Consider the following 14,631-nt stretch of genomic DNA (forward strand, 5'->3'; position numbering starts at 1 on the left):
TATGTGGTATGATTGTAAGACACATTTAATGCTGAAAACAGCTGAAAATCAATCCTGCTGATATGTAAGGATAAAACAAAAAAGACAGGTTGGAGATTATGACAGAATTAGATTTAACAGACGGAAAGATATTTTTAAATAAAGTAACAGAGAAGATCCGCACACGCCTGGCCGAAGTAGATGCATCCATCGAAGCCGGACAGAAAGACATCCAGAGTATGAATGAATACTACTGGGAGAATTACACCGAGATGGATGAATACGGTTATGAAAATTATGACAACCAGCAAGCTCTTTTACACCAGGTCAATGACAATCAGGAAAAACTGAAGATGCAGCACCGGCTTCGTAAAATGCTGGAAGCTCCGTTTTTCGGACGTGTGGATTTTATCTATGATGGCGAAGACGAACCGGAGATATTCTATATCGGCATCGGTAACTTTGCGGAACGTACGGGTATGCTGCCTTTGATCTATGACTGGAGAGCACCGGTCAGCGGGCTTTTTTACGATTATGACAAAGGCCCTGGATCTTATGAGGCACCAGCCGGGCTGATCGAAGGTGAAATTGCTGCCAAATGGCAGTACAAAGTGAAAAATGGAAAGATGGTCTATGCATTCGAAAGCGATACCAAGATCGATGATGATATTTTAAAGCAGGAGCTGGGAACCAACAGTGATGTACAGCTCAAAAACATCGTCCGTACGATCCAGAAAGAACAGAATGCGATCATCCGTAATACACATGACCGTATCCTTGCGATCCAGGGTGCTGCCGGAAGCGGTAAGACTTCCGTTGCTTTACACCGGATTGCCTATCTGTTGTATCATGACAGAGAGCATTTGAAATCCTCTAATGTACTGATCCTTTCTCCAAACAGTGTATTTTCAGATTACATTTCCCATATTCTTCCGGAACTGGGCGAGGAAAATATTCAGGAGATGAGTTTTGACCTGTTCGCATACCGGGAATTGAAAGGTATCGTTCCGGACTGTGAAGACCGCTATGACCAGCTGGAAAGAACCATGAAGCTTCAGGACCCGTATCTGACAGAACGCTTTGAAGAGAAGCAGTTGGAAGGCTTTGTCGGAATGATGGAAGGATTCCTTGCAAGACTGGAAGATGAACTGATGGATTTCCGTGCAATCGAATATAAAGGAATTCAGAAGACAAAAGAAGAACTGATCAATCTCTTTTATTTCAAATTCCAGAATGCACCTCTGCTCAGCCGGGTGGATGCAATCAGAGATTATTGTGTTGATGAATACGAGACATTACTTGGACGTGATCTTTCGGAAGAAGAGCTCCTGATCGTACAGGAGAAATTCGATAAGATGTATGTAACAAAGGACATCTACAAGATATACGGCTGGCTTCTGGAAGAATGCGGATACCCGTCACTTCCGGATGTCGAATATGAAAAGCGCAAACTGGAATACGAAGATGTATTTCCTGTATTGTATCTGAAGTACCGCCTGACCGGAAAAGCTGTGCATAATCACATCAAGCATCTGGTTATTGACGAAATGCAGGACTATTCTTATCTGCAGTATGTGATCCTGAATCAGATCTTCAAATGCCGGATGACCATTCTCGGTGATAAAGCACAAACTTTAGATGAACAGATGCGTGATGTATTGCAGTTCCTTCCGGGCGTATTTGATCAGAAGATCCGCAAGATCGTGATGAATAAAAGTTACCGGAATACAATGGAGATTGCCAGATATGCCGAAAAACTGACTGGTGTCAAAGACGTAGAACTCTTAAAACGTCATGGAAAAGAAGTGGTAGAAGAACAATTCCAGACAGAAGATGCAGTTCTGGATGAAATCCTTTCAAAAGCCAAACTTGGAGAAGACGAGTATGAGACTGCTGCCATTATTACCATGACGGAAGCAGAGGCATCCACCTTATACCAGATATTAAAAGCCCGCGGCGAAGAAGTGCATTATATCGACCGCAACAGTTCCGTATTCAAAAAAGGACTTACCGTCACGACCTTTTATCTTGCAAAAGGTCTGGAATTCGACCAGGTATTCGGTGTGTTCCAGGATTCCGGAAACCCGATGTTGAATCAGGCAAAATATATCTGCGCAACAAGAGCATTACATGAATTATATATGTATCAGATAACAGAATAGAAGAACACTAATCACTAAGGCAGAAAAATTATTAGCAGAATAGATGTGCAGAAATTAGTTTTTCGAAAGATTATTAATTATAGTTAAAATTAAAAAAAGCAGAGATAGAAAGAACAATAGAATGAAGATAACATTAATCACAGTGGGAAAGATAAAAGAAAAATATTTAAAAGATGCAATCGCAGAATACAGCAAACGTCTAAGCCGCTACTGTAAGCTGGAGATCATCGAGGTGGCAGATGAAAAGACTCCGGATAATGCAAGTGAGACCGTAGAAGATGGTATCCGCGACAAAGAAGGAGAGCGGATTCTCAAATATGTCAAGGACGATGCCTACGTCGTTACACTTGAAATCAAGGGAAAACTTCTGACCTCAGAAGAACTGGCAGAAAAGATTGACAAGCTTGGGATCCAGGGAACCAGTCACATTATATTTATCATCGGCGGCTCGATCGGACTTGGAAAAGAAGTGCTGAAACGCTCGGATTATGCACTAAGTTTTTCAAAGATGACATTTCCACATCAGCTGATGCGGGTGATCCTCCTGGAACAGATCTACAGAAGCTACCGGATCATCAGCCATGAACCATATCATAAGTAAAATGCCGAAATAAAAGAAAATATTATAGAAACAATTGTAGATATATAAAAGATATTATAAAAAATTCTTGTTTCAAAAGATATCATCCTTTATACTAATAAGGATGAAAATGTCAGGAGAGGATATACTATGAAGCAAGTGAATTTAAAAAATCTGTGTATGATCTTGTTGGGGAATACAGTTTATGCACTGGCGATCGTCATGTTTATTCTGCCAAATGATATGATCACGGGCGGAACGACAGGACTGGGTATTGCAATCCACCATTATTTCGGGCTTCCAATCCATACATTTGTATTAATCTTCAATACATTGATGTTCTTACTTGGAGCGGCTGTCCTTGGAATGAAATTTGCACTTACAACACTGGTCAGTACATTCTATTACCCGGTTATTCTGGGTGTGCTCGAACAGATACCGGCACTTCAGAATGTAACAGACGATAAGATGTTATCAACAATCTGCGGCGGTCTGATGATCGGAATGGGAATCGGAATTGTAATACGCTGCGGCGCATCGACCGGGGGAATGGATATTCCGCCGTTGGTTCTCAACAAAAAGTTCGGACTTCCGGTATCTGTGATGCTGTATGTATTTGATTTTATAATCCTGATCTCACAGATGCTTTTCACCAACAAAGAAGAGATTGTATACGGTATCTTACTGGTACTGATCTATACCGTCATTCTGGACAAGGTACTGCTGATGGGATCTACCAGAACAAAAGTAGAGATCATGACTGAAAAATACGAAGAACTGAACCGTCTGATCCAGGAACGTCTTGACCGCGGAACGACACTGGTCTATACACAGACCGGATATCTGAGAAACGATCAGCCGATGATCCTTACCGTAGTTTCCAATCGTGAACTTATGCGCCTGAACCAGCTGGTACAGGAGATCGACCCACATGCATTTATGATCATTGGAAATGTAAATGAAGTGCGAGGAAGAGGATTTTCACAGCAGAAAGTTTATAAGAAAGAAACTATCGAAAAATAAAAATACGCAGAATAATACAGAAAACAAAACCGACAGACTGTGCCCGGCAAATCTGCTTCGAATGAAGCAGATTCCCGTATGGTACAGATTGTCGGTTTTCCTGATTTTTAACCTTTTTTCTTGCGCTCTATACATTTCCATTCGGAATTCTCACAGATGAAGTGCCAGTATTCCAGAAGCTTTTCAGATGTCTTTCTGTCCTTTCCGCGGACGATGAACCAGAGGTCATCTGCGAATGTTCTTGATTCTGTTTCTTTTTCATTCTGTCCGTCTTCCGGATTTGACATCTTTACAGGTGACGCCGTTGTAAGTTTGATATCTTTGTAACGGATGATCCTCTCGATTTCATCCTGAATCTTCAGATATTGTTCTGTAATACCAAGTTGGCGGTATTGCTCTGCCAGGCGGATTCTTTTATTTCTCCCGGATAAAATAACATACGTGACAACAGATGTTATGATTGATGCAATAATCACAATTGCCAATATGATCAACACAAGAAGTGGTGTAGCCATAGATAATCGCCTCCTTACATAATATGGCTCATTATAACACCGATATCCTAGAAAAACCACCGTGAAATTGTCCGTATTTTCCTCGGTTTATGAATGGATTTTCTACAAAACTACTGTTATAATAGATAAATATATCAGGCGGATATAATTACTATGTTACTTTGGTATCTGCCAAAAGATAAAAAACACGGAGGTACAACATGAAAAAATTTGGGAAGATCTTAGGTGGAATCATACTTGGAATTGTATTGATTCTCCTGGTGGCTGTTGCCATTCTGACAGCGCTGGAATACCGTCCGGATCAGATAGAGACTTTGAACACAACCAGTGGAAAACAGTCCATATCTACAGGAGATTCGATGACGATCCTGACCTATAATACCGGATATGCCGGACTTAGCAAAGACGAAGATTTCTTTATGGACGGCGGAAGTAAAGTCATGCCGGAGACGAAAGATCTGGTAAAACACAATATGAAAGGAATTGCCGGCATTCTGAATGATGCAGATGCCGATGTCTGTTTTCTTCAGGAAGTAGACATTGATTCCAAACGATCTTATCACATCAACGAAAAAGCTTACTACGAAAAAGCACTGGGTGTAGATGGAATCTTTGCATGTAATTTCAAATGCGTATATGTCCCATACCCGCTTCCGACGATCGGTAAAGTTGAAAGCGGCCTGGTAACATATTCTGATTGCAAAGTATCGGAGGCTTCCAGAATCGCACTTCCGGAATCTTTCAAATGGCCGGTAAAAACCTGCAATCTTAAGCGCTGTATGCTGGAAACAAGAATTCCGATAAAAGGCAGTGACAAAGAGCTGGTTCTGATCAATTTTCATCTGGAAGCTTATGACAGCGGAGAAGGTAAGATCGCGCAGCGGAAAGTTCTGGTGAAGAAGTTAAAAGAAGAGTATGAAAAAGGAAATTATGTGATTGCCGGCGGGGACTTTAACCAGACATTTGATGGAATGGACACCTATCCGATCCACGATAAAGACAGCTGGGTTCCGGGAAAGGTCGGAAAAGAAGATATCCCGGAAGGATTTTCTTATGCAGTATCAGATAATGTACCGACCTGCCGCCTGTTAAACGGACCATACAGCGGTAACTATGATGATTCACAGGTATATGTACTGGATGGCTTCATCGTTTCGGATAATCTGAAGATCGATCAAGTGGAAAATATCGACACACAGTTCGAATATACCGATCATCAGCCGGTAAAATTAAATGTAACATTAAAATAATATACCAAAATATAATCTGTTTATCAGCCTGCCTTTCCCGGCGGGCTGATTTAACATAGATTTAACATATATCTAATATAAGTCGGGGAATGCTATGCTATATTAGGAATACTGGAATGAATATTTCGGAAAAGAAAAAAGTAAAAAATACACAGAGAAAGGTGAGAAAACACTATGAGCAGCATATATATGAACCGGGAACTTTCCTGGCTGAAATTCAATGAACGTGTACTGGAAGAAGCTGAAAATCCAGAAGTCCCATTATGTGAGAGACTGACATTTGCATCGATCTATCAGAGCAATCTGGACGAGTTTTTCATGGTACGTGTGGGATCATTATATGACCAGACACTTCTTGACAAAAAGATCCGTGAAAATAAGACAGGCATGACATCACAGGAGCAGATTGATGCAATCTTAAAACGCACAAAACAAATCAATAAACGCAAAGAAGCGGTCTATGAAGAACTGATGGAACGTGTGGCAGAACAGGGCATCCGCATTTTACGTTTCAATGAACTCGATGAAGAAGGGGCTGCATATCTCGAGCGTTATTTTGAATCCGAGATTGCACCATTGATCTCGCCTACTGTTGTAGGAAGAAGACAGCCATTCCCATTCCTTAGAAATAAAGAAATCTATGCCGTAGCCGTACTTGGCTCCAAGGGCAAGAAAGACCGTCTGGGAATTATTCCATGCACCAGCAACATCTTCGGACGCCTGATCGCAGTTCCGGGAATGCAGGGCACCTATATGCTCGCCGAAGAACTGATTCTGCATTTCGCACCGGCGGTATTCAAAGGATATAAGATCAAATCAAAATCTTTACTCCGTATCACAAGAAATGCCGATATCGATGCAGATGCATTGTACGATGAAGATCTGGACTACCGTGAATTTATGGAAGGGCTGATTAAGCAGAGAAAGAAACTGGCACCGATTCGTCTGGAACTTTCCAGAGATATCGACAAAAAAGGAATTGTCGTATTATGTGAATATCTGGAGCTGGATGATAGCCATGTATTCATATCTTCAACACCACTGGATCTGTCGTTTGTATTCCAGATCCAGGATCTTCTCAGAAAGCATACGGAATTATATTTTCCAAAACGTACACCGCAGCGCTCTGACCAGTTCCAGGATGGAAAAAGTATCATAGAACAGATCCGGGAAGAAGACAAACTGTTATCTTACCCATACGAATCCATCCGTCCGTTCTTACATCTGCTGACGGAAGCGGCCGAAGATCCGGATGTCATCTCCATTAAGATGACCCTGTATCGTGTGGCGAAGCAGAGTAAAGTGGTAGAGGCACTGATCGAAGCAGCCGAGAATGGAAAAGAAGTTGTCGTACTGGTAGAACTGAGAGCCCGTTTTGATGAGGAAAATAATATCGGCTGGTCCAGACTTCTGGAGGATGCTGGCTGTCAGGTGATCTATGGACTGGATGGTTATAAAGTACACTCCAAACTGTGTCTGATCACCCGCAAAAACGGAGGTCAGGTAGAGTACATTACACAGATCGGTACCGGTAATTACAATGAAAAGACATCCAGATTGTACACCGACCTTTCTCTTATGACAGCTAACGTAGAGATCGGACTGGAAGCTTCCAATGTATTCCAGGCTTTGTCAAAGGGTGAAGTTGTAGAGCACAGTGAACATCTTCTGGTTGCACCGAAATGTCTGCAGAATAAAGTACTTGCCATGCTGGATGAAGAGATTGCACATGCAAGAAATGGAGAAGAAGCTTATGCTGGATTTAAGCTCAATTCTCTTACAGATAAGAAGATCATCGATAAACTGATCGAAGCTTCCGAAGCAGGTGTGAAGATCGATATGGTTGTCCGTGGAATCTGCTGCCTGATCCCTGGTGTGGAAGGAAAGACAGAAAACATTCGTATCATCAGCATTGTCGGAAGATTCCTGGAGCATTCGAGAATCTATATATTCGGAAACAGTAAGCGCAGGAAATACTATATTGCATCCGCAGATTTTATGACAAGAAATACAGTCAGACGTGTGGAAGTGGCAGCGCCTGTATACGATGAAAGACTGCAGAATAAATTACAGGATATGTTCGATATTATGCTTGCAGACAACCAGAAAGCAAGATATCTGGATGCAGAGGGGAATTATCATCGTGTAATTAATGAGGAGGCACCACTGAATTCACAGGAGTATTTTTACGCACAGGCATATCACGAACTTTAAAAAGAGGTAACTGAATTGCTATGCATATATTCCGGCGAAAAAGCATAGAGTAATACAAATTACCAGCACGGTATTTTTATGAAACGTCAGGAATGGAAAGAAAAAGCGGCGGAGATGTCGGGAGTCCCAAAAGATGTAGCAATGGGGCTCCCGATTCTTACGATTACCGGAACAAATGATCTTTGTGTGGAAAATTACAGAGGAATGACAGAATATACAGATCAGATAATAAGGCTTCAATCCAAAAGTGGTCAGATCAAAATCACTGGGAAAAAACTGGAAGTTATATATTATACAAATGACGAGATGAAGATTCACGGTCACATCAGAACAATTGAGTATCAACTATAGGAGGGGACCGTCGTGTTTGAACAGCTGATCTGGTACTTGAAAGGTTATGTCAGGATACGGGTAACCGGATATTCGCCGGAACGTTTTCTGAACGCCTGCCGTTATAAAAATATTTATATATGGGATCTGAAGCGGGTCTGCGGTTCATATGAGATGAATCTTACGATTGATGGTTTTCGCAGACTGAAAGAGATCGTAAGGAAGACCGGTACGAAGGTTTGCATCATACGCCGCAGTGGTCTTCCTTTTCTTTTAGACAGATACCGTAAACGTCACATACTGCTGTCTGGTTTTCTTATCTGTGCCGGTCTGATCCTTTTTATGACACGTTTTATCTGGGGCATAGATATCAGTGGGAATCTCTCTTATACAGATGATACGCTGAAAAGATTCCTTTCGTCCGAAAACGTCAAAGACGGTATGAAAAAATCAGATGTAAACTGTAGAAAGATTGTGCAGGATCTCAGAAAAAAGTACGACAGGATCATATGGGTTTCTGCTTCCGTGGATGGATGCCGTCTTGTCATTCGGATAAAGGAAAATGAAGACGATTTTACGGACAGTTCAAAAATCAGTTTAGACAATAACGAAGAAGGAAAAGATATTATTGCAGATACGGACTGCACAATTGTAGATATTATAACGCGTACCGGCACTCCTATGGTACAACGGGGGACAAAAGTGAAAAAAGGAGCTATCCTTGTGTCTGGTCAGATTCCAATCTGTAATGATGAAAAAGAGATTACCGGTTACAGATTGAAAAATGCAGATGCAGACATAACAGGAGAAAAAGCCATTACATATCAGAAAGAGTTAACCAGACAATATATACAGAAAAAATATTACCGTTCAAGATTTTACTTTCTCCAGAAAAGAAATTACGGAATCCGTCTTGGCAGGCATTATTTCACGACTGAATCTAAAAACAATCAATATCCGGTCTTCGAAAAATATGTAGTTCAGAAAAAATATCAGATTGCCAATGTAATTCCGGTGACATTAGAAAAAAGCACGATAACGCCTTACCGCAAAATGTATAAGAAGTATACCAAAGCAGATGCCAGAATGATATTATCGGCAGATTTTCAGGATTACTGTAAAGAATTGGAGAAAAAAGGGGTAGAAATTATCCAGAATGATGTTAAAATATACACAGGGTCTGAGACGTATTATGCAAAGGGAACACTAAAGATCAGATGTTCCGTTGGCAGAAAGATGCCGTCTGTACCGATTCCGATAGAAAATTCTTCGGAAGAAGAAACAAAGAATGGAGATTAATGCATGGGATTAATGGAAACAGTCATCGATATACCTGCAGAACATGAAGCGAATGTGTTCGGGCAGTTCGATGTATATGCAAAGAAAATAGAACGGGCTCTTCATGTAACACTGATCGCGAGAGGTGAAAGTGTAAAGATCATGGGAGATGCTCTGAAGGTGGAAAAAGCAAAAAAAGTGCTGGATCAGCTTGTTGAACTTTCCAAAAGAGGCAACACGATTCAGGAACAGAATGTAGATTATACACTGGCGCTTGTAATGGAAGACAGTGAAGAAAATGTTCTGGAGATCGATAAGGATATTATCTGCCATACATTACAGGGAAAGCCGATCAAACCCAAAACCCTTGGGCAGAAAAAATATGTAGATGCAATCCGCAAACAGATGATCGTCTTCGGACTTGGGCCTGCCGGTACCGGTAAGACATATCTTGCGATGGCAATGGCAATCACTGCATTTAAAAATAACGAAGTTGGAAGGATTATTCTGACACGTCCTGCAATCGAAGCAGGAGAAAAACTCGGATTCCTTCCGGGAGATCTTCAGAGTAAGATCGATCCGTACTTACGTCCACTTTATGATGCACTGTATCAGATCATGGGCGCAGAAAGTTTTATGAAGAATTCTGAAAAAGGTCTGATTGAAGTGGCACCGCTTGCTTATATGCGTGGGCGTACGCTTGATAATGCATTTATTATTCTGGATGAAGCTCAGAATACCACCCCGGCACAGATGAAGATGTTCCTTACACGAATCGGATTTGGCTCAAAAGTTGTCATTACAGGTGATGCAACACAGAAGGATCTGCCATCCGGTCAGGTATCGGGACTTGATGTGGCAACAAGAGTTGTAAAAGATATCGAAGATATCAGTATCTGCCACCTTACCAGCAAAGATGTTGTACGTCATCCGCTGGTACAAAGAATCGTAAAAGCATACGAAGATTATGAAAGCAAACACGAAAACCGTCGTGGAAATGATGCTAAATACAAAGGAAAAGATAAGAGGCGAAGATCATGACATTATATTTTGAAGAAGAAGGGGATGTGAAACTTCCACTTGAATGTGAAGCACTTGCAAAAAGAGTAGTAGAAGAAGCCCTGGATTATGTAGGCTGCCCTTATGAGGCAGAAGTAAACCTGCTCCTGACAGAAAATGCACAGATTCATGAGATGAATAAGGAATTCAGAGGAATCGACAGAGCAACTGATGTATTGTCTTTCCCTATGATCGATTATCCGGAACCCGGAACATTTGACTTCCTGGAAGAACAGGAAGATTGTTTCGATCCTGAAAGCGGAGAGCTGACGCTTGGTGATATTGTGATATCAAAAGAGAAAGTTCTTGCACAGGCAGAAGAGTACGGACACAGTCCGATGCGAGAATATGCTTTTCTTATTGCGCATTCTGTGTTACACTTAACAGGTTATGACCATATGGAAGATGAAGAACGCCAGGTGATGGAACAAAAACAACGAGAGATTATGGAACGCCTGGATATTCTGAGATAACAATTGATCTTACTAATTTATACAAAATGATGGAGTTAAAGATGTATGTCTGAACAACGTAAAAAAAATGAGAAGAATTTCCTCGTACAGGGATCGATTCTGGCGATAGCAGGAGTTATCACAAAGCTGATCGGAGCATTTTACCGCATTCCGCTGCTTAATATTATCGGAACGGAAGGAAACGGATACTATTCCGTAGCGTTCTCAATCTATTCCGTGGCTTTGATGTTGACTTCTTACAGCCTCCCTTTGGCAGTATCAAAACTGGTATCCGCAAGAGTCGCCGTAGGAGAATACAAAAATGCACATAAGATTTTTCGTGGAGCCATAACATTTGCATTGCTCGCCGGTGGTTTTGTAGCTCTGCTTGTATTCTTTGGAGCTGATTTTATTGCAACGACGATCATGCATCTGGATATGAGTGCATATGCGCTCCGTGTATTGGCACCGTGTATTCTGATCGTTGCATTACTTGGAGTTTTGAGAGGATTTTTTCAGGGAATCGGTTCCATGGTCCCGACTGCAATTTCACAGGTTATTGAACAGATCATAAATGCAGTTGTATCTATTGCGGGAGCCTATGTATTATTAAATGCAGGAAAAGCCGTAGGAAAAACGAGAGGTGACAAATCTTTCGGTCCGGCATTTGCCGCAGCCGGAGGAACACTTGGTACTGTTCTTGGAGCATTCAGTGCATTAGTATTTGTTGGTCTTGTATTTCTTGCATATAACAAAGTCTTCAAACGCAAAATGAGACGTGACCATTCGAAAAAACGCGAAAGCTATAAGACGGTATACAAAGTTCTGTTTGTAACGATCGCACCGGTTATTTTAAGTGCAACTGTATATAATATCAGTGACTTCGTAGATACGGCGCTTTTTAATAACGTAATGGCTGCACAGGGGTTCAGTAAAAAAGAATATGCAAGTCTTTTGGGAATCTTTCAGGGACAGTACAGTACAATGATCAATGTACCGCTTTCTATTTCCAGTGCACTGGCGGCATCTCTGGTGCCAAGTCTGGTTGCAACAGTACAGACTGGTAGCAGAAAACAGGTACATAATAAGATCAATACGGTAAGCCGTTTTAATATGGTGATCGCAATTCCATGTGCGGTTGGTTTTATTACGCTGGCAAAACCAATCCTGAATATGTTATATTTTACTCAGGATAATACAACGGCTGCACTGATGCTTCAGATGGGAGCTCTTTCGGTTGTATTCTTCTGTCTGTCAACTGTTACCAACTCTGTATTACAGGGCCTTGATGACATGATGACTCCGGTAAAGAATGCTGCAATTTCCCTGGTGATCCATATTGTGACATTGTTCCTGATGCTGGTAGTATTGAAATGGAATATCTATGCCGTAGTATTAAGTAAGATTATTTTCTCCGGAGCAATCTGTGTATTGAACGCAAAAGCACTGCGTGACAGGATTGGATATGTGCAGGAAAAGAAGAAGACTTTTGTAATCCCTGCACTGGCTTCACTGATCATGGGTGTGATCGCTGTTTTGGTCCACCTGATTTTCGAATTGTTCGCAGGCCCATATATTGCGACGATCATCGCACTTCTTGCAGCAGTGGTAACTTATGGTGTGGCTATTGTTGTACTTGGAGGAATTACAGAAGAAGAATTACTTGGCATGCCAAAAGGAGCTACCCTTGTGACATTATGCCGTAGATTACATTTGATAAAAGGGGAATACAGGTAAGTTATGAGACCAGTAAAAAAGATTGCACTGTTACACGATATATGCGGTGTAGGAAAAGCAGCCATGATGAATATGACACCTATCTTAAGTATGATGGGAATTGAAGCGTGTCCCATCCCGACTGTGTTGTTATCGACACATACCGGAGGTTATGGAACACCTGCCATATATCATGTACCCGGAGAATATATACGTACGTGTGCGGATCACTATAAGAAAGAAAACATTACATTTGACGCGATTTTTGTAGGATACCTTGGTAATGTTGACGTGATTGATTCTGTTATTTATTTTATCAGTCAATTTCCGGATACCAAAGTAATCCTTGACCCAATCATGGGTGATCACGGGAAATATTATTCTAATTTTGATGGATCTTACGGTACATCGATGAGAAGGCTTTTGCCTTATTCGGATGTAATTCTGCCAAATCTGACAGAAATGTATCTGCTCGCCGGAAAAGAGTATCAGATCACAGGGAATCACCGAAATGTCCTGCATCTGTGCGAAGAACTGCGCAAAATGGGTGCCAAAGATATAATCATCACCAGTGTTCCGAAAGATGACTGCAAAAAAGGTATCGTATTATATGAAGACGATGCATTTCTCTATATCGGGAACGGTGAAGTATTAAAAGAATTTCACGGAGCCGGTGACGCATTTGACGGAATGTTTCTTGCCAGACTCCTGCAGGGTAACACACTTCTGGAAAGTGTCCAGGCTTCTCATGCATTCGTATGTGCATGTATCAGAGAAAGTGAAAAGTATGATTATCCGGAGCGGGAGGGGCTTCTTATCGAAAAAACATTGAGAAAAATCGTATAAATACAATGTTATAAGCTAATACTGTACTCAAAAAGGAGTAATCACTATGAAAAATAAGTATGGTATTGGCTTTTTACTGTTTCTGATCCTTGTAGTATTTGGAATTACCTGTGCTTATCAGCTGAGTTTGAATAAAGGAAAGCGTGAAATCCAGGCCGAAATAAATGCGAAGGAACAGAAAGAAATGAACAACACTTCTGTGGCAGCAGACGGACAGGCTCTTAAAGACGACTGTTATTATCTGAAGGAATTAAATGGATATGTGGTTGTATATCTTAGTGATAAAAAGACAGTATATGAATATACAGATATTTCACTGGAGGGCCTTCCGGAAAATCTTCAAAAAGAAATTCAGAATGGAAAATATATAGAAACATCAGAAAGCTTATATGGTTTTCTGGAAAATTATTCCAGTTAAACCTGAAACTTACAGAAAGGACAAAAGATAATGGATGATAAAAAAGTAGCAAGAATCAATGAATTATATCACAAATCAAAATCAGAAGGTCTGACACCGGAAGAACTAAAAGAACAGCAGATCTTGAGAAAAGAATATATAGATTCTTTTAAAAGGAACCTGCGTGGGCAGTTGAACAACATTTCTATAAAGGAAAAAGACGGAAGTATTACGAATTTAGGTGAGAAATTTGGAAACAAAAAAGGAAATTAGACATAAGATCATCCGTCTCAGAAAAGAGATGGATCCACTTGTGTGGCAACAGGCAACCAACGACATTACCGAAAGAGTTATCAATCATCCGCGATTTTTAGAAGAGACCGATATATACTGTTATGCAAATTATAACGGAGAAGTGGGAACCTCTTCCATCATGGAGGAAGCCTGGAAGCTCGGAAAAAGTGTGTGGTTTCCGAGAATTGAGGGAAGCGAAATGAATTTTTACCTGGTAGAAAGTAAAGATGACTTACAGCCGGGCGCATACGGGATTCTGGAACCAACCGGCGATCATATAGCAGACGGAGAAGACGGACTTTTGATCATGCCTGGAGTCGCTTTTGATGAAGAATGCCACAGGATTGGATATGGCGGCGGCTTTTATGACAAATATCTGGAAAAACATCCGAATCTGCATGCAATTGCAATTGCATTCGAATTGCAGATGTACAGAGAACTTCCTTTTGAGGAACATGATATAAAGCCAGAGAAAGTTGTGACAGAAAAGCAGAGTTATCCGCTTGATACAGAAGAGAAAAGTCTTATATAACAAA

15 protein-coding genes are annotated in these 14,631 nt (G+C 41.0%); 14 read left to right on the forward strand and 1 reads right to left on the reverse strand.

Annotated elements, in window-relative coordinates; genetic code table 11:
• Positions 1–98: 98 nt before the first annotated feature.
• From NQ508_RS06900 to NQ508_RS06910, 3 genes are all read left to right on the forward strand, one after another.
• Positions 99–2,141 (forward strand): HelD family protein, encoded by a 2,043-nt coding sequence (locus NQ508_RS06900; RefSeq protein WP_006426604.1) that lies wholly within the window; start codon positions 99–101, stop codon positions 2,139–2,141.
• Positions 2,142–2,262: 121 nt separating this feature from the next.
• Positions 2,263–2,742 carry a 23S rRNA (pseudouridine(1915)-N(3))-methyltransferase RlmH gene (gene rlmH / locus NQ508_RS06905; protein ID WP_006426603.1) on the forward strand — a complete coding sequence of 160 codons (480 nt, stop codon included), beginning with the start codon at positions 2,263–2,265 and terminating at the stop codon, positions 2,740–2,742.
• A 129-nt stretch (positions 2,743–2,871) separates the two neighbouring features.
• Positions 2,872–3,744 (forward strand): YitT family protein, encoded by an 873-nt coding sequence (locus NQ508_RS06910; protein WP_006426602.1) that lies wholly within the window; start codon positions 2,872–2,874, stop codon positions 3,742–3,744.
• Positions 3,745–3,851: 107 nt separating this feature from the next.
• Here the strand turns inward: NQ508_RS06910 and NQ508_RS06915 are convergent, their stop codons facing one another.
• Positions 3,852–4,259, reverse strand: a complete 408-nt coding sequence (locus NQ508_RS06915) for a hypothetical protein (protein ID WP_006426601.1) — start codon at positions 4,257–4,259, stop codon at positions 3,852–3,854.
• Positions 4,260–4,459: 200 nt separating this feature from the next.
• On the opposite strand from NQ508_RS06915, the gene NQ508_RS06920 reads away from it, so the two are divergent.
• From NQ508_RS06920 to NQ508_RS06970, 11 genes are all read left to right on the forward strand, one after another.
• On the forward strand, positions 4,460–5,509 hold the full coding sequence (locus tag NQ508_RS06920) for an endonuclease/exonuclease/phosphatase family protein (protein WP_006426599.1): 1,050 nt from the start codon (positions 4,460–4,462) through the stop codon (positions 5,507–5,509).
• A gap of 174 nt (positions 5,510–5,683) precedes the next feature.
• Positions 5,684–7,723 (forward strand): polyphosphate kinase 1, encoded by a 2,040-nt coding sequence (gene ppk1, locus NQ508_RS06925; protein ID WP_044919582.1) that lies wholly within the window; start codon positions 5,684–5,686, stop codon positions 7,721–7,723.
• Between the two features lie 78 nt (positions 7,724–7,801).
• Positions 7,802–8,074 carry a YabP/YqfC family sporulation protein gene (locus tag NQ508_RS06930; protein ID WP_006426596.1) on the forward strand — a complete coding sequence of 91 codons (273 nt, stop codon included), beginning with the start codon at positions 7,802–7,804 and terminating at the stop codon, positions 8,072–8,074.
• A 12-nt stretch (positions 8,075–8,086) separates the two neighbouring features.
• On the forward strand, positions 8,087–9,352 hold the full coding sequence (locus tag NQ508_RS06935) for a sporulation protein YqfD (RefSeq protein ID WP_044919578.1): 1,266 nt from the start codon (positions 8,087–8,089) through the stop codon (positions 9,350–9,352).
• Between the two features lie 3 nt (positions 9,353–9,355).
• Positions 9,356–10,372 carry a PhoH family protein gene (locus NQ508_RS06940; protein ID WP_006426594.1) on the forward strand — a complete coding sequence of 339 codons (1,017 nt, stop codon included), beginning with the start codon at positions 9,356–9,358 and terminating at the stop codon, positions 10,370–10,372.
• The gene (gene ybeY, locus NQ508_RS06945) at positions 10,369–10,863 is read left to right on the forward strand and encodes an rRNA maturation RNase YbeY (protein WP_006426593.1); all 495 of its coding nucleotides are present in this window, start codon (positions 10,369–10,371) and stop codon (positions 10,861–10,863) included. Before NQ508_RS06940 ends, ybeY begins: the two co-directional genes overlap by 4 nt.
• 45 nt (positions 10,864–10,908) lie before the next feature.
• Entirely contained in the window at positions 10,909–12,579 is a 1,671-nt protein-coding gene (locus NQ508_RS06950) for a putative polysaccharide biosynthesis protein (protein ID WP_006426592.1), read from the forward strand.
• A 3-nt stretch (positions 12,580–12,582) separates the two neighbouring features.
• Entirely contained in the window at positions 12,583–13,404 is an 822-nt protein-coding gene (locus NQ508_RS06955; protein ID WP_006426591.1) for a pyridoxamine kinase, read from the forward strand.
• Between the two features lie 46 nt (positions 13,405–13,450).
• Positions 13,451–13,822, forward strand: coding sequence for a hypothetical protein (locus NQ508_RS06960; RefSeq protein ID WP_006426590.1), 372 nt, complete (start codon positions 13,451–13,453; stop codon positions 13,820–13,822).
• Positions 13,823–13,852: 30 nt separating this feature from the next.
• On the forward strand, positions 13,853–14,074 hold the full coding sequence (locus NQ508_RS06965) for a DUF896 domain-containing protein (protein WP_006426589.1): 222 nt from the start codon (positions 13,853–13,855) through the stop codon (positions 14,072–14,074).
• Positions 14,043–14,627 carry a 5-formyltetrahydrofolate cyclo-ligase gene (locus NQ508_RS06970; protein ID WP_416387607.1) on the forward strand — a complete coding sequence of 195 codons (585 nt, stop codon included), beginning with the start codon at positions 14,043–14,045 and terminating at the stop codon, positions 14,625–14,627. The genes NQ508_RS06965 and NQ508_RS06970 overlap by 32 nt, the downstream gene beginning before the upstream one ends.
• Positions 14,628–14,631 lie beyond the last annotated feature (4 nt).

The sequence above is a fragment of the Dorea longicatena genome (genome assembly GCF_025150085.1).
Lineage (GTDB): Bacteria > Bacillota > Clostridia > Lachnospirales > Lachnospiraceae > Dorea_A > Dorea_A longicatena.